The sequence below is a fragment of the Rhodococcus sp. ENV425 genome, assembly GCF_002887785.1.
GTDB classification, from domain to species: domain Bacteria; phylum Actinomycetota; class Actinomycetes; order Mycobacteriales; family Mycobacteriaceae; genus Rhodococcus; species Rhodococcus aetherivorans.
The window spans coordinates 4,630-19,635 of record NZ_PCZU01000133.1 but is presented as its reverse complement, the minus strand read 5'-3'; the positions used below and the strand labels follow the sequence as shown (position 1 = coordinate 19,635).

14 protein-coding genes are annotated in these 15,006 nt (G+C 68.9%); 7 read left to right on the top strand and 7 right to left on the bottom strand.

The genetic code is table 11. The features are described 5' to 3' along the window. Positions 1–47 precede the first annotated feature (47 nt). Entirely contained in the window at positions 48–878 is an 831-nt protein-coding gene (locus CQZ88_RS10435; protein WP_006940750.1) for a glycosyltransferase, read from the top strand. A gap of 69 nt (positions 879–947) precedes the next feature. On the opposite strand, the gene CQZ88_RS10430 is transcribed toward CQZ88_RS10435, so the two are convergent. After that, positions 948–2,402: a sugar transferase gene (locus tag CQZ88_RS10430; RefSeq protein WP_006940751.1), complete on the bottom strand. Its 1,455-nt coding sequence runs from the start codon at positions 2,400–2,402 to the stop codon at positions 948–950. Further along, positions 2,399–3,562: a class I SAM-dependent methyltransferase gene (locus CQZ88_RS10425; protein ID WP_102799712.1), complete on the bottom strand. Its 1,164-nt coding sequence runs from the start codon at positions 3,560–3,562 to the stop codon at positions 2,399–2,401. Before CQZ88_RS10425 ends, CQZ88_RS10430 begins: the two co-directional genes overlap by 4 nt. 62 nt (positions 3,563–3,624) lie before the next feature. On the opposite strand from CQZ88_RS10425, the gene rfbC reads away from it, so the two are divergent. Then, entirely contained in the window at positions 3,625–4,179 is a 555-nt protein-coding gene (rfbC, locus tag CQZ88_RS10420) for a dTDP-4-dehydrorhamnose 3,5-epimerase (RefSeq protein ID WP_102799711.1), read from the top strand. 1 nt (position 4,180) lies between these two features. Here rfbC and CQZ88_RS10415 read toward each other — a convergent pair whose 3' ends face one another. The 4 genes from CQZ88_RS10415 to CQZ88_RS10400 are packed head-to-tail and all read right to left on the bottom strand — an operon-like array spanning position 4,181 to position 7,920. Next, on the bottom strand, positions 4,181–5,221 hold the full coding sequence (locus CQZ88_RS10415; RefSeq protein ID WP_102799710.1) for an NAD(P)-dependent oxidoreductase: 1,041 nt from the start codon (positions 5,219–5,221) through the stop codon (positions 4,181–4,183). Between the two features lies 1 nt (position 5,222). Beyond that, on the bottom strand, positions 5,223–5,876 hold the full coding sequence (locus tag CQZ88_RS10410; protein WP_006940759.1) for a PIG-L deacetylase family protein: 654 nt from the start codon (positions 5,874–5,876) through the stop codon (positions 5,223–5,225). Beyond that, positions 5,873–6,667: a hypothetical protein gene (locus tag CQZ88_RS10405; RefSeq protein ID WP_006940762.1), complete on the bottom strand. Its 795-nt coding sequence runs from the start codon at positions 6,665–6,667 to the stop codon at positions 5,873–5,875. Before CQZ88_RS10405 ends, CQZ88_RS10410 begins: the two co-directional genes overlap by 4 nt. Further along, positions 6,664–7,920 carry a class I SAM-dependent methyltransferase gene (locus CQZ88_RS10400; protein ID WP_102799709.1) on the bottom strand — a complete coding sequence of 419 codons (1,257 nt, stop codon included), beginning with the start codon at positions 7,918–7,920 and terminating at the stop codon, positions 6,664–6,666. The genes CQZ88_RS10405 and CQZ88_RS10400 overlap by 4 nt, the downstream gene beginning before the upstream one ends. Positions 7,921–8,170: 250 nt before the next feature. On the opposite strand from CQZ88_RS10400, the gene CQZ88_RS10395 reads away from it, so the two are divergent. From CQZ88_RS10395 to CQZ88_RS10375, 5 genes are all read left to right on the top strand, one after another. Beyond that, entirely contained in the window at positions 8,171–8,632 is a 462-nt protein-coding gene (locus CQZ88_RS10395; protein WP_006940771.1) for a GyrI-like domain-containing protein, read from the top strand. Beyond that, positions 8,629–9,054, top strand: a complete 426-nt coding sequence (locus tag CQZ88_RS10390) for a hypothetical protein (protein ID WP_102799708.1) — start codon at positions 8,629–8,631, stop codon at positions 9,052–9,054. Before CQZ88_RS10395 ends, CQZ88_RS10390 begins: the two co-directional genes overlap by 4 nt. A 512-nt stretch (positions 9,055–9,566) precedes the next feature. Beyond that, positions 9,567–9,911 (top strand): hypothetical protein, encoded by a 345-nt coding sequence (locus CQZ88_RS30805; protein ID WP_258008544.1) that lies wholly within the window; start codon positions 9,567–9,569, stop codon positions 9,909–9,911. After that, on the top strand, positions 9,911–12,040 hold the full coding sequence (locus tag CQZ88_RS10380; protein ID WP_374703818.1) for an Rv1355c family protein: 2,130 nt from the start codon (positions 9,911–9,913) through the stop codon (positions 12,038–12,040). Before CQZ88_RS30805 ends, CQZ88_RS10380 begins: the two co-directional genes overlap by 1 nt. A 45-nt stretch (positions 12,041–12,085) precedes the next feature. Further along, positions 12,086–13,942 carry a bifunctional diguanylate cyclase/phosphodiesterase gene (locus CQZ88_RS10375; protein WP_102799705.1) on the top strand — a complete coding sequence of 619 codons (1,857 nt, stop codon included), beginning with the start codon at positions 12,086–12,088 and terminating at the stop codon, positions 13,940–13,942. 16 nt (positions 13,943–13,958) lie between these two features. Here the strand turns inward: CQZ88_RS10375 and efeB are convergent. Next, a partial coding sequence (gene efeB, locus CQZ88_RS10370) for an iron uptake transporter deferrochelatase/peroxidase subunit (protein WP_258008543.1) occupies positions 13,959–15,006 on the bottom strand: 1,048 nt, incomplete at its 5' end.

The window sequence follows — 15,006 nt, the reverse complement described above, 5'->3', positions numbered from 1 at the left end:
GGTGACGCCCTTCCGGCGACGGAACTCGAACGTCACGGAGGGTTCTCATGACCGCTTCGATCTCTGTCTGCGTCCCCGCGTATAACGCGGCCCGCACGCTCGACGCGACGATGCGCTCGATCCTCGACCAGGACGTCGACCTCGACGTCCTGGTGCTGGACAACGCGACGGAGGACGGCACCGCGGACATCGCGCACTCGTTCGACGACGCCCGGGTCCGGGTGGCCCGCAACGACGCGGTGCTCTCGATCGGCGACAACTGGAACAAGGCCGTGTCCCTGTGCGCCGGCGAACTCGTGAAGATCGTGTGCGCCGACGACGTGCTGCGCCCCGGATCGATCGAGGCCCAGGCGAAGGTGATGGCCGATCCCACCATCTCCCTCACGTCCGCACGCTTCGACGTCATCGACGAGGCCGGCGACATCCGCGAGAGCGGGCTGGGCATCCCTGGGCTCGAGGGCCTGCACACGCCGCGCGCCCTGATCGGCACGATCGTGCGGCGCGGGCCGGCCGACTTCGGTCCCACCGCGGCCGCGATGTTCCGGCGCGAGCACTTCGACGGGGTGGGTGGCTTCCGGGGCGATCTGGTATTCCCGATGGACGTGGACCTGTTCGCCCGGGTCTCGACCTTCGGCATGTTCTTCGGGATGTCCGAACGTGTTGCCGCATGGCGTGATTCGACGTTCAACCTGTGCAGCCGGACGTCCTCGTTCAGCAAGTTGACGGACATGATGCGTTTCCACCACCGAATCGCGAAGGACTACCCGGACCTGGTATCCCGGGGAGATGTGATCGCCGGTGACACGCGCCTCGCGCGTGCCGCGTTCGAGCGGCTGTCGGCGCGGTCCCGGGGGCTGGCGGCGACGTTGCGTCGCTGACGCCGGGCCGGTCGTTCCCACGGGAACGGCCGGCCGGGCCGGTGCAGCACGGTCGACCGGTCGCGCTCATCATCGCCCCTTCATCGCGAGGACCGCCGAGACGGTGCGCAGCAGGATCTTGATGTCGAACCACAGCCCCCAGTTCTCGATGTAGAAGTTGTCGTATCGGGCGCGCGAGACGATCGAGGTGTCGCCCCGCAGCCCGTTCACGGCCGCCCATCCGGTCAGCCCCGCCGGAACCCGATGCCGTGCGGTGTAGCTGGGGATCGTCGCGCCGAACTTGTCGACGAAGTGCGGACGTTCGGGCCGCGGCCCCACGAGGGTCATGTCGCCGCGGACGACGTTCCACAGCTGCGGCAGCTCGTCGAGCGACGTCGCGCGCAGGACCTTGCCGACGCGGCCGAGGCGGGCGTCGCCGGCGATACACCAGTTCGTGGCGGACTCGTTCTCGTCCGCCGGTCTCAGGGTACGGAACTTCAGCAGCTCGAACTCCCGGCCGTCCAGACCGATCCGCCGCTGCCGGAACAGGATCGGTGCCGACCTGTCGGAGAACCAGACTGCCGCACCGGTGACCACCAGCAGCGGCGCCAGCACAACGAGCGCGACGGCGCTGAGGACCCGGCTCGTCCACAGCTTGATCCCCCACGTGAGGGAACGGTGGGCCGCCCGGCGGACCCGCGTCAGCGGCATCGCCCCGACGCGCTCCATGTCGCCGCTCACGGCCGCCATCTCCCATAGCCGGGGCACGACGTAGATCTCGCAGTCGAGGCGGTCGCACTCGCGCAGGATCTTCAGCATGTCGCGGTCGCGAACGAGGGAGAAGGCTAAGATGGCCGTGCCGATCTGCTCGGCGGTGAGGAATTCTCGCAGGTTTCCGCTCAGTGGCAGGACCGGTACGTCGAGCCGGCGCACGGTATCGGGCCGGGGGTCGTCGTCGAGAAGACCCACCAGTTCGAGTCCGCATGCCGGTTCGTCGGCGATCTCGTCCGCCAGCATCGCGGCGATCTCGCCGCCCCCGACGATCACGGTGCGGCGTCGGTGACGTGAGTTCCTGCGCACACGACGCTCGGCTGCGTAGGCGGCGGTGCGGGAGAGCGTCACGGCCGTGAAGGCGACAGCGGTCACCTTCACGGCCCCGAAGGACGACCCGTAGGGCTCCAGCGTCAGCGCCGTGACCACTCCGGCGAAGGTGACGGCGGCGAGCACGCGGGGGAGGTCGTCGAGCACCGAGAGCGTCAGGTGTGCCCGGTACGCTCCCAGCACCGCCATGAGCAGGACGAGCAGCGCGGCGCTCGCGACCGGACTGCCGGCCGCGGTGAGCGCGAAGACCACCGGGAGCACCACCAGGTCCGCGGTCAGCGGAAAGAAATCGATGTGCGCCCGCAGTCGCGCGGCGAAGTGCTGCGGGGTGATCGGCGTCGCCGCGGCATCCGACCGGGAGGCCGGCAGGGCGCCGCCGGGGCGCACGGTCTGCGGCCGGTGAAGGAACACGGCACGTGGGCCGCGGCGTGCGTTGGTGGTCACGATTGCACCTCGCTTCCGGCGCCGGCGGCCACCCGCGCGGCCCGCCGGCCGCGGGTGGTGCGCCGCGGCGCCGCATGGTCGGCGGGGATCATCCACCGTCCGTCGAGTTCCGGATAACGCCGCCGCACCTCGGGCAGCAGGTCGGGCAGGGTCAGGAGAACGCGATCCGGCCGGAGACGCAGCAACTGCTCGGGGGAGATGATCGGCACGTCGGTGCCGGGCATCCGCCGACCCTGCTTGGCGGGGGAGGCGTCGGCGACCCCCGCGATCAGGTGGTGGTCGAGGCCGGCACGGGCGAACAACGCGACGGCGCGGGATGCCGCCCCGTAGGCGTAGATGCGGCGTCCCTGCCGGGTCATCGCCGTTAGGCAGGTGCGCAACGCCACGGCCTGCTCGTCGGCCGCCCGCTGCAGCGTGTGCACGGCCGCGGGTTCGGTGACGCCGACGGCCTTCTCGTCGGCCAGGATCCGGCGGACGGCGAGGGACAGCGGCCGGCGGGGCGCGCGGGTCGCGGCGACGAGGACGGTGCCGCCGTAGAGGTCGAAGGTCCAGGCGTCGGCGATGTGGAGGCCGACGTCCGCGAGCAGGCGGCGCAGTGCGGTCAGCGAGTAGTACGCGAAGTGACCGTGTCGCAGGGCCGTCCACTGGCGTTGCCGCACGATCGCGGCGAGCGAGTGGAACTGGATCAGCAGGACCCCCTCGGCGGTGAGGGCGCGGGCGCGCTGCCGGAAAGCGGTGTGCTGGTCGGGTGCGTGCATGATCCCGAAGCAGTCGAGTACGAGGGCGGCCGGACGCCGGGCGGACACGATCTCGTAGCCGCGGTCGGTGAGCAGGGGAAGCCAGGTGCCACCGTGTGGGCTGCCGAATTCGGCGACCGTGCCGCCCGTGAGCCATCCGGCGTCCGCGACGTCGCGCACGGCGGCGGCCGCCTGGTCGCGCAGGGCCTGCGGTTCGACACCGCGGGGCTCGTCGGGGACGGTGTCGTCGTCGGCGAGTTGCGCGAGGCCGCAGTCCCGGCACAGGGCCATCGCCAGCGGGTGCGATGTCTCGGCCGGGGTGACGGGGGTCCCGTCCAAGGGGAAGTGGTCCGCTGCGGGCATCGCGCCGAGATCGAGAACCTGTTCGACGTCGGCGCCGCCGCAGCCGCGGCAGGTCGTCATGTCGGCACCTCTTCGGGGCGATTCGGGTGCCGGGGCCGCGGGCGGTGCGGGAGAATCGACGGGTGCGTGTCGAAACCACGGAGTTGCGTGACGTGCTGGTGTTCCGTCCCGAGCCGTTCCGGGACGATCGAGGTCTGTTCACCCGCACCTTCGATGCCCGGATCTTCGACGAGCAGGCCGGATCGACCGGCATCCGTGCGTCCGACTTCCTGCAGGATTCGCAGTCGCGATCCGTGCGCGGGGTGATGCGCGGCCTGCACGGCCGGTCCGGGCGTGGCGAGGCGAAGCTGGTGCGATGCGCCCACGGCGCGGTTCACGACGTGCTCGTCGACGTCCGCCCCGGATCGTCCACCTTCGGTCGGCACCAGGCGTTCCGGCTCGACGACGTCGAGTTCGTGCACCTGTTCGTCCCGCCGGGATTCCTGCACGGTTTCCAGGCGCTGACGGACACTGCCGATGTGTGCTACCGCATCGACCGGCAGCACGATCCGGCCGAGGACGTCGCGGTGCGCTACGACGATCCGGATCTCGCGATCGCCTGGCCGCTGCCGGTCAGTGTGGTCAGTGCGCGGGACGAAGCGGCGGGCACCTGGTCCGAACTTCTTGCCTCGCTGTAGTTCACGCATCCGAGACCCCGATCCGCTGGAATCGGAGCGTCGAGTCGAGCTCGCCCGTCTCCTGGAGGCGGCTCAGATGCGCGAGCCGGGTGAAGCGCGCGGCGAACGCGTCGGCGGTGAGCCCGTATCGGCGATAGCTGTGGTACAGCTCGGCCGCGCCGTCGCGCACCGTCCACCGAGCCTCGTATCCGTCGAAAGCCCTACGGACAGCGGAGAAGTCGACACGGTACGACCGGGGGTCGGGGCCGCTCTCGCCGGTGATGGCGACGGTGGCGCCGGGAACGGTGTCGGCCACGGCCTCGGCGATCTGGGCGACGGTGACGTTGTTGGCCTCGGTGCCCACGTTGAAGGCCGCGCAGTGCATCCGCTCGGTGGGGGCGACGAGGGCGTGCGCGAACGCCTCCGCGATGTCCTGCGCGTGTACGAGAGGCCGCCACGGTGTTCCGTCGGAGAGCACGCGGACCTCGCCGGTGAGGTATGCCGAACCGGCGAGGTTGTTCAGGACGATGTCTGCGCGTAGTCGCGGCGAGAACCCGAACGCGGTCGCGTTGCGCAGGAACACGGGGGAGAAGCCGGAATCGGCCATCGCGGCGACGTCGTCTTCCACGCGCACCTTGCTTTCCGCGTAGGGCGTGAGCGGGCGGAGCGGTGCGTTCTCGTCGACCAGGTCGTCGCCGGCCGAACCGTAGACCGAACAGGTCGAGGCGTAGAGGAACCGGCGCACACCGGCGGCCTTCGCACACCGGGCCAGCTGCACGGACGCCTGATGGTTGATCTCGTAGGTGATCCGCGGTTCGAGGAAGCCCAGCGGGTCGTTGGACAGCGCCGCGAGGTGGATCACCGCATCGAAGCCCGTGAGGTGGGACGCGGTGACGTCGCGCAGGTCGAGACGGAGGGCCGGGGGATCGTCGGGAGCGGGGCCGAGCAGGCAGTTCGCGAACAGTCCCGAGTCCAGGCCGGTCACCTCGTGACCGTGGGAACGGAGAACCGGCACCATGACCGACCCGAGGTACCCCTGATGGCCGGTGACGAGGACGCGCATGTCATGCCTTTCCGAAGCGGACGGTGGCCTTCTCCAGGACGAACGCCTCGGCGTGCGGACGCCGGCACTGCACCCCACGGAGCCGGGACAGGCCCAGGAAGGCCTGTTCGTCGAACCAGTCGTGGTCGACCTGGGAGGGGTAGTACTTGAGCAGGATCCGGGCCTTCTCCTCGGCGACCTTGCGAGTGAGCGGGTGGTAGATCGTCGGGTGCGGCGTGTCGGCCTCCCACTTGAGGATTTCGTAGCCGAGGACCAGGTGGTCGCGGAACACCGTGGGGACCAGCTCCGCCAGCAGCCGATGATCCTGGTGGGCGTCGCCGCGGTGCGGTGCGAACACCACGTCCGGGTCGCAGGTGTGCCGGAAGGATTCGAGGGCGGTCTTGATCGCCTCCCAGTAGCCGGGGGCGCGGCCGTCGGGGACGTCGAGGACGGTGAGTTCGAGGTCGGCGCCGGGACACAGTGCGGCCAGCGCGTGCCGCTCCTCGATCTCGCGCCGCGAGTCCTCGCCCGACAGCACGAACGCGTGCACCCGCGGGGGGCTCGGGGCCTGCGCGGTCACGCTCAGCAGCGTGCCCCCGAGCCCGATCGCGATGTCGTCGCAGTGCGCGCCGAGCACCGCGATCTCGCGGACGTCGAGGGCGTGCAGTTCGATCACGACGTCACCGCCGCCCGTGGCGTCTCCCACACGGTCCAGGGATGGATGCCGCGGGCGTAGTTGTCGTCCAGCTCGGCGCGTTCCTTGAACGTGTCCGCCGGCTTCCAGAATCCGTTGTGCCGGTACCCGTACAGTCGGCCCTGCCCGGCGAGGGTGCCGCAGACGTCGGCGACGAGATCGCCGCCGGGCGGAAGGAGGTCGAAGATCTCCTGGCTCAGCACGAAGTATCCGCCGTTCTCCCAGATCGGGAAGCGGCTGACCGGGACGATCTCCTTGATCTCGCCGTTCTCCGCCACATCGACGCAGTGGAACGACGACTGCGGGGGGACGACGAGCATCGAGGCCGTCGCGCCCGACCGGTGGTAGCGCTCGATCATCACGTCGAGTGGGGCGTCGGTCAGGACGTCGGCGTAGTTGGCGAGGAAGTACCGGTCGCCGGCGAGGTGGTCCCGCACGCGGCGCAGGCGCTCGCCGATCGCGGATTCGAGACCGGTGTCGACGAAGGTGATCGACCAGTCGCTGATGTCGGTGTTGAGCAGCTCGACCCGATTGTCGTGGAGGACGAAGTCGTTGGACTGCTCCTCGTGGTAGTCGAGGAAGAAGTCCTTGATCTTGGCCGCTCCGTAGCCCAGGCAGAGGATGAACTCGGTGTGACCGTAGTGGGCGTAGTACTTCATGATGTGCCACAGCAGCGGTCGCGGGCCCACCATCTGCATGGGCTTGGGGATTTCGTCGGTGCGGTCGTTGCGCATCCGCATGCCGTAGCCGCCACAGAACAGAACGACTTTCATACCGTGATCCTCCTGACGAAGTCGGCGGGGCCGATGGTGGTGTGCAGGGTGGGCAACGGGAAGACGAGCCGGCCGCCCCAGGCGGAGATGTATTGCAGCTGCATCGTCAGTTCCGCCGCCAGGTTCCACGGCAGGGCGACGACCACGTCGGGCCGGTCCTTCTCGATCTGTTCCGGCGGCAGGATCGGGATCCGGGCGCCGGGCGTGTAACGCCCGTGCTTGTACGGATTCCGGTCGACGGTGTAGGCCATGAGGTCCGGCCGGATGCCGCAGTAGTTGAGCAGGGTGTTGCCCTTGCCCGGCGCGCCGTAACCGACGACGGACAGGCCCTGGTCGTGGCAGTCGAGGAGGAAGCGCAGGAGGGTTTGGCGGACGGAACGGGCGCGGGCTTCGAGTTCGCGATAGCCCGCCGTCGTGTGCAGACCCGCCCGGCGTTCCTCCTCGAGCACGGCTTCCACCCGTGGCCCGGGGGAATCCGCGACCTCGTCCGGCCGGGCCCAGAGCCGGATCGATCCGCCGTGGGTGCCGAGCAGCTCCACGTCGACGACCGACAGGCCCCCGGTGGCGAGCGCCCGCATCGCGGACAGCACCGTGTAGTACTGGAAGTGCTCGTGGTAGACGGTGTCGAACTGCGCTTCGCGCACGAGGTTCAGTGCGTGGTGCACCTCGATGGAGATCCAGCCGTCGTCGGCGACCAGCGTGCGCAGTGACCGGGTGAAGCCGAGCAGGTCGGGGATGTGGGCGTAGACGTTGTTCGCCACGACCAGGTTCGCGGGCCCGTATTCCTGTCGGATGTCCTCGGCGAGGCCCTCGTCGAGGAAGGCGGTGACGGTGGGGACCCCGATCGCGCGGGCTGCGGAACCGACATTCACCGACGGTTCGATGCCCAGGCACGGGATGCCGGCCGCGACCGCGTGCCGCAACAGATAACCGTCGTTGCTGGCGACCTCCACGATCGACGAGTGCGGGCCGAGATCCAGGTCGCGGATGGCGTTCTCGACAAACTGCCGCGCGTGGTCGACCCAGGAGTCGGAGAACGACGAGTAGTACGCGTACTCGGTGAAGGTGTCCTCGGGTGTGATCAGCGCCGGGATCTGCAGCAGCAGGCAGTCCTCACACAACCTCAGGTGCAGGGGATAGGTGGTCTCGGGCAGGTCGAGCTCGTCCGCGGCCAGGAATCGCTCGCACGGCGGCGTGGCGCCGAGATCGAGCACGCTGAGGAGTCGTTCCGATTCGCACAGACGGCACTTCATTGATCACACCCCTCCGGGCAGTCGGCCGGGAACCGTGCCGGCGAGATTCTCGCAACATCAGGTCCGACTCGACTAGGTAACCATACCTAGAGGATGAATGGAACCCTGAAACAAACTCCTAGATTGTTTTGCCTGCTGTTAGGCGCCAGTTGGTAGACACCCCTAGACTCAGAACCACTCACACCCTCACTCGTGGGTCGGGCACGCCGGGGTGTCGAGGCGTACGGTGAGATCCTGGGGAGGTCGCCCGATGTCGTTTCAGATCGTGCAGCGCGAACAAACGCTCGTCGCCGGCCTGCCCGTGCGCAGTCCGCGCCGAGCCCTCGGCAAGGTTCGCGACCGGGCGCTCGAGCGGGCCTGGTCCGCGGTGCTGAAGCAGGAACTCGGCGGGCCCCTGGCCTCCGCCTACACCGATCACGCGGTGGACATCGACTCCTACTACACCCAGACGGTCGGCTATCAGTGCGAGTCGCTGGACCAGGTGACCGAAGGCCACCTCGTCGCCTGCCTGCCCGCCGGGACCTACGCGAAGTTCTCCTCGACCGGTACGTTCCCCGGCGTCTTCATCGACCTGTGGAGCCAGATCCGTGCGGCCGAGGAGGCGGGCGAGATCATCCGGTCGTTCACCGGCGACTTCGAGTTCTATCCCCACGCGTATCGCATCGACATGTACGTGGCGATCAGTACCACGGAAAAGGCTGGTGCGCAATGAGTTTCGAACTCACCAAGCTGCACGACCACTATGTGGGGGGGCTCGTTCTGCCGGGACTCGAGCCGGGGCCGACCGGGCAGCGGTCCGAACTGCTGACCTTCACGGAGGATCGCATCCGTGCGCGGGGCATCGGCGAGGTGGTCGTGGTCTACATCTGCCACCCCGAGGTCGGATGGAACGCGGTGGTCGGCTGTCGCTGCGACGGCCTGTCCGGCCTGGCGGTCGGGGACTCGCTGGTGCGGGTTCCCACCGGATACTTCGCCCGCTTCGTTCCGGACGGCGATCACTCCGATCCCGTCGAGGACGTGTGGCACCAGGTCGAGATCGCCGAGAAGGAGGGACGGATCGAACGGGCGTACCGGGAGGAGGTGGCTGTCATCGGCCCGTCGGGAGTAACGGAACTTTACATATCTTTGGCTTGAGACCGTGTGAAACACCCGAATACTGCATACTCGACCCATACAGCCACATGTATGACCCGTGCCGTCCCAGGTCGACGATCACGACGGCGGTGAGCGAGAGGGCCTGATGTGGTCCGCCGGGTGACTCCGATCGAGGTCACCCGCAAGGTCGGAGGCCGACAGTGGATCGAGCAGTGCGGGTCGCATCGGACTCGGTGCGCGAGCGTGTCTCGACCTACAGGGATCCTGCCTCCGGGTATTCGTTCGTCGCTGCCGCACCGAGTGCGGCGGGGGATCTGTGGAACGAATATCTCGCCCGGGCGTTGGGTGCCTATCGCAGATTCGGGGTCGAGTCCGCACTCGAGTACGACAAGGTGCGAAGCGGGGAGAACACGGCGATGTTCTGCGCGGGGCTCGATCGAAGGGGGGTCGTCGTGGGTGGGGTACGAGCTCAGGGGCCTTTTCGCAGTGCGGACGAGTCCCACGCCCTGACCGAGTGGACTGCTCCGGAGCACGTCGGCCACCTCCGCCGCATGATCGAGAGCCGAATCCCGTTCGGTCTGATCGAGGCGAAGGCCGCATGGGTGTCCGAAGATGTGCCCCAGCGTCGAGAGCTCACCCTTGCGATCGCCCGGATGGGGGCGAAGTTCATGGACCTGCTCCACTCCCGGTACATGATGGCCACGGCCGCCGACAACCTTCTGGATCTGTGGAAGACCTGCGGGGGAGTGGTGGACGAGAGCATGCCGGCCACCCCGTACCCGGACGCCCGCTATCGGACCCGGCTCATGTGGTGGGACCGTCTGCGCGCCGATTCGCTCGGCGACGAACTCCGACGAGAAGTGGGTGGATATCCTCTCGACGGGGAGCCGGCGTGATGTCCGACGGCGAGGTGGGATGGACGGCTTCCGTGTTTGCGGAAGACCGGCCGAAGGATATGGAGGAATTCCGGCGCGTTCGTTCCGAACCCGGCATCGTGGTCGTCGACCGTCTCGCCGATCAGGTGAGAGGACTGCGCGAAGTGCTCCCACCGCCGGGGAGCGAACTGTTCGACGAGCCTGCACGGTGGGTCCACTACCCCTGGCGCCGGACCGTCGTCCGCGTGCTCGGCCCGCACTCGTTCCGGCGGCTACGGCTGGACCGTAACCGGAACAAGGTGACGTCGGCCGAACAGGACCGGCTGCGCGGATTGACGGTCGGGATCGTCGGATTGAGCGTCGGCTTCTCGGTCGCGCAGGCGCTGGTGCTCGACGGGGTGTGCGGGGAACTCCGTCTCGCCGACTTCGACCCGATCGAGCTGTCGAATCTCAACCGGGTGCCGGCCTCCCTCGTCGATCTGGGCACGAACAAGGCGGTCGTGGCCGCGCGACGACTCTCGGAGCTGGATCCGTACCTGTCCCTGTCGGTGTGGCCCGACGGGGTCGGACCGGAAGCGATGAGCGAGTTCCTGGACGGACTCGACGTCGTCGTGGACGAGTGCGACTCCCTGGACGTCAAGGTCCTGTTGCGCGCGGAAGCGGCCCGGCGAGCCGTCCCGGTGGTGATGGAGACGAGTGACCGGGGGTTGATCGACGTCGAGCGCTTCGATCTGCGGCCGGGACCCCCGTTCCACGGATTGCTGGGAGAAATCGATCCGCAGCGGCTCGCCGCCCTGTCGGGTCGGGAGAAGATACCGTACGCTCTGCGCCTGCTGGGACCGGAGCGGATCTCGACCCGGATGGCCGCCTCCCTCCTGGAGGTGGAGCGGACGCTGGTCACCTGGCCTCAACTGGGGAGCGAGGTGATGCTCGGCGGGGCGACGGTCGCCGCGGTCGTGCGCCGGCTGGGCCTCGGGCAGCCGCTGAACTCGGGGCGAGGCCGCGTGGACGTCGAGGCCTGCCTCGACGCCCTGACCCTACCCGCGGACCCGGGGAACCGGGCCGTCGCGGAAGCCCCCCTGCCCGCGGAATCGGACGATCCGATCGACCGGGTTCTGCATGCCGCGAACAGAGCCCCCTCGGGAGGTAACAGCCAACCCTGGTCCATCACGGCCGGCGGCGGGATGCTGGAGATCGACATCTCGGACGACTTCGTGCCGACCGCGATCGACATCCACTGTCGGGGCACTTACGTGGCGCTCGGCGCAGCCCTGCAGAACGCGCGCATCGCCGCGGCGGCCCACCGGATACTCGGCCCGGTCCGAGTGCTCGCGCGGGACCGCGGCGAGCCGCCGCGCGAGGTGATCGCGACCATGCGGTTCTCCGACGACACCGACCCGGTGCTGGCCGCCCAGTACGAGGCCATGCTCTCGCGCGGCACCAATCGGCAACCCGGTGACGGAACGCCACTGTCCGATGCCGAGACGGCTGCCCTGTACGAGGCAGCCGAGCGGGAGGGTGGCCGGATCCGGGTCGTCACGGACGCCGATCGCCTCGCCGAGACCGCGGAGCTGCTCGCGGAATCGGACAGGATCCGCTATCTGACTCCCGTCCTGCGGCGGGAGATGCTCGCGGAACTGCGGTGGCCGCACTCCGAGGACATCGACAGTGGTATCGACGTCGGAGCACTCGGCATGGACGACGCGGAGCGCACGATGCTCGACTTGACGGTGCGAAACGATGTGCTCGATCAACTCGGGGAGTGGGATCTGGGGCACGGGCTGGGGCGTCTGACCGGAACGCGGGTGCGGAGCAGTTCAGCACTCGTAGCGGTCTTCGCTGAGGGACCGCGACCGGCCGACTACGTCCGAGCGGGAATGGCGGCCGAGAGCGTGTGGATATGCGCCCACGGCATGGGCCTGGCGGTCCAGCCGGCGTCACCGGTGTTCCTCTACGCCGAGGACGACACCGACCTCACGCGGCTCTCCGAGGTCCGGTTCGGCGATCTCGGGAAACTGCAGTCGACGTTCGACGACGTGTTCGACAGACCGACCGGACGACGCTTCGCCCTCCTGCTCCGGGTGGCGCGGGCGCGGCCGGAACGGGTTCGCAGTGCGCGCCGCTCGGATAGGGTTCGAAGACATCCCTGATGCGGTCACGGCCGCGTCGGATGTGCTGCTCACAAGGGGTTTGGGATGGCGGAGAAGAGCTTCGAGAACATTGTCACCCGGGTCGCTTCCCGCCTCATGCCGGCGGACGCCGCGTCTCATCACTCGGTGATCGAAAGGGTGCTCCAGGACCTCGTCGAGCACTTCGAGGTCGACACCTGCTTTCTCCGCTACAACGACCACGACATCCACGCGACGGTGCTCGTCGCCGAGTGGCCGCCGCGGGAGTACGTGCCGAGCCCGGATCCCCTGGGCGTGGTGCACTTCCGCGATGCCGACCCGATCTTCGCCATGACCGAGACCATGAAGGAACCGGCGGTCAGCCGTCCGGCGCAGTCGGGTGCCGAATACGCCGACCGGGTGCGCGCGGGTTCGGGAGTGCCCGAGGTCTCGGTCGCGGCGGTGCCGCTGATCTCCGGCAGCGTCACCACCGGCACCCTGGGCTTCATCAAGGCCGGTGATCGTGACTGGAGCGAGGACGAGATCAACACCTTGATGATGATCGCGGCGCTGCTGGCCCAGGTGCAGGCCCGGGTCCGCGCGGAACAGGACCTGCGCGACGCCGCCTATCACGACGACCTCACCGGCCTGGCGAGCCGGCGGGCCCTCCTCGAACACCTCGAGGAGCGGTTGAAGCGGGGGCAGCCGGGACCGGTCGCCGTCCTGTTCCTCGATCTGGACCGCCTCAAGCCGCTCAACGACTTCCTCGGTCACGCGGCCGTCGACGTGTTCCTGTGCCGCACCGCGCAGCGGCTGTCGCGGGTGTGCGATCCGAAGGACATGGTGGCGCGCCTCGGCGGTGACGAGTTCGTCATCGTGCTCGACGGCGCGGTGTCGCTCGAGGTGGCGCGGGAACGCGCCGAGGCACTGCGGTGGGCGGTCGGGATGTCGGTGCAGCTGGGCAGCCAGGTCGTCGGTCGCGGCGGCAGCCTCGGTGTTGCCGTAGGCGAGCCCGGACGGATCACTCCGGTGGCGTTGCTCGGGCGCGTCGACGAGGCGATGCTGATGGCCAAGAGCAAGGGCGGCAACAGCGTCGTCGCGTACACCGACGACATGCGGGGCGCGAGCGAACGCCGCACCCTCATCGAGCTGAGTCTGCGGACGTCGATCGACGACGAGCACCTCACCCTCGACTATCAACCCGAGTTCGACCTGCGCGACGGAAGCATTCTCGGTGTCGAGGCCCTGGTGCGGTGGAATCACCCGGTGCTGGGCAAGCTGCAGCCGGCCGAGTTCATCGAGGTGGCCGAGTCGACGAACCTTGCGGGCGAACTCGGGCGCTGGGTGCTGCGGACGGCGTGCGGGCAGCTGGCCGAGTGGCGGCGCCGGATTCCGGGGTTGAACCTGCAGATGAGCGTGAACGTCTCGCCGGTGCAGCTGGTGAGCCTGGACTTCGTGGAGACGGTGGAGAGCACGCTGGAGGAGTTCGGCCTGGGCAGCTCGTGCCTGTGCCTGGAGATCACCGAGTACGTGGTCGTCAGCGATCTCGAGCGCTCCCGCAAGACACTGCGCCGGCTCGAGCGTCTGGGCGTCTGCTGCGCGATCGACGATTTCGGCACCGGCTACAGCTCGCTCGCCCACCTGAAGTCTCTGCCGGTCCACACACTCAAGATCGACAAGGCGTTCGTGCTCAATCTGCAGCGCAGCGAGAGCGACCGCGTCATCGTCGAATCGATCATGGGGCTGGCCTCCGCGTTCGGGCTGGACGTCGTGGCCGAGGGGCTCGAATCCGTGGCGGCGGCGACGAAGCTGCTCGAACTCGGCTGCTACCGCGCGCAGGGCTTCCTGCTGAGCCGCCCGAGGCCGGCGGAGGCGATCGAGGAACTACTGCACCGGCAGCGGATCGAACTTCCGTGGCAGACCCCGGTGGCGGACCGGGCCTGAACCGGCTCGGCGGCCCTCACGCCTCGAAGAGCGCCTGCCCCCAGTACTCGCCCGGTGCCGGCCCGGCCGGGCACGCAAATACCGCCGACCCGACGTGCTGGATGTACTCGTTGAGCGCGTCGCGCCGTGCCAGTTCGCGCTGCATCGGCACGAACTGCTCGAGCGGGTTGCGGCAGAACGCGATGAAGAACAGGCCCGCGTCCAGGTGGCCGAAGCCGTCGGAGCCGTCGGTGAAGTTGTAGCCCCGGCGCAGGATCTTCAGCCCGCCGAGGTGCTGGGCCGACGCGAGGCGCACGTGTGCGTCGACGGGGACGAACGGTCCGTCCGGTCCCCTGGACTCGAGGTCGAGTTCGTCGAACTCGCCGGTCTTCCCGAGCGGAGCGCCGTCGCGCTTGGTGCGGCCGATCACCTGCTCCTGCTCTTGCAGCACCGCTCGGTCCCACTGCTCGATGAGCATGCGGATCCGCCGCGCCACCAGGTAGGTGCCGCCGGCGAGCCAGGCCTGGTCGTCGCCGGGGCCGACCCACACCGACTCGGTGAGCGCGCCGGGGTCCTCGGCCTTGAGGTTGTTGGTTCCGTCCTTGAATCCGAACAGGTTCCGCGGCGTCTGCTGCGACGTCGAGGTGGACGAGGTGCGGCCGAATCCGAGCTGCGACCAGCGCACCGACGCGGTGCCGAACGCGACCCGTGCCAGGTTGCGGATGGCGTGCACCGCCACCTGGGGATCGTTGGCGCACGCCTGGATGGCGATGTCGCCGCCGCTGCGGGCCGGATCGAGGTTGTCGGCGGGAAAGTGCGGAAGTTCCTCGAGTGCAGCGGGTCTGCGGTCGGCGAGACCGAACCGTCCGTCGAACAGCGACGGGCCGAACCCGATGGTCAGGGTCAGCTGGGAGGCGTCGAGGTCCAGGGCCTCGCCGGTGTCGGTGGGCGGATGGTAGGGGCCCTCGCCGGTGGCGCCGTCCTCGGTGGCCTCGAGCCCGGCGGTCATCCGCTCGGCCATCTCGGTCCACGTCTTCAGCAGCGCGACGAGTTCGTCCCGGTCGTCGGTGGTGACGTCGAACGCC

Coding starts and splice junctions, on each gene's coding strand:
- CQZ88_RS30805 (WP_258008544.1), top strand. CDS start 9,567: ATGATCGAGAGCCGAATCCCGTTCGGTCTGATCGAGGCGAAGGCCGCA.
- CQZ88_RS10390 (WP_102799708.1), top strand. CDS start 8,629: ATGAGTTTCGAACTCACCAAGCTGCACGACCACTATGTGGGGGGGCTC.
- CQZ88_RS10380 (WP_374703818.1), top strand. CDS start 9,911: ATGTCCGACGGCGAGGTGGGATGGACGGCTTCCGTGTTTGCGGAAGAC.
- CQZ88_RS10375 (WP_102799705.1), top strand. CDS start 12,086: ATGGCGGAGAAGAGCTTCGAGAACATTGTCACCCGGGTCGCTTCCCGC.
- CQZ88_RS10400 (WP_102799709.1), bottom strand. CDS start 7,920: ATGAAGTGCCGTCTGTGCGAATCGGAACGACTCCTCAGCGTGCTCGAT.
- CQZ88_RS10405 (WP_006940762.1), bottom strand. CDS start 6,667: ATGAAAGTCGTTCTGTTCTGTGGCGGCTACGGCATGCGGATGCGCAAC.
- CQZ88_RS10435 (WP_006940750.1), top strand. CDS start 48: ATGACCGCTTCGATCTCTGTCTGCGTCCCCGCGTATAACGCGGCCCGC.
- CQZ88_RS10415 (WP_102799710.1), bottom strand. CDS start 5,221: ATGCGCGTCCTCGTCACCGGCCATCAGGGGTACCTCGGGTCGGTCATG.
- CQZ88_RS10425 (WP_102799712.1), bottom strand. CDS start 3,562: ATGACGACCTGCCGCGGCTGCGGCGGCGCCGACGTCGAACAGGTTCTC.
- CQZ88_RS10395 (WP_006940771.1), top strand. CDS start 8,171: ATGTCGTTTCAGATCGTGCAGCGCGAACAAACGCTCGTCGCCGGCCTG.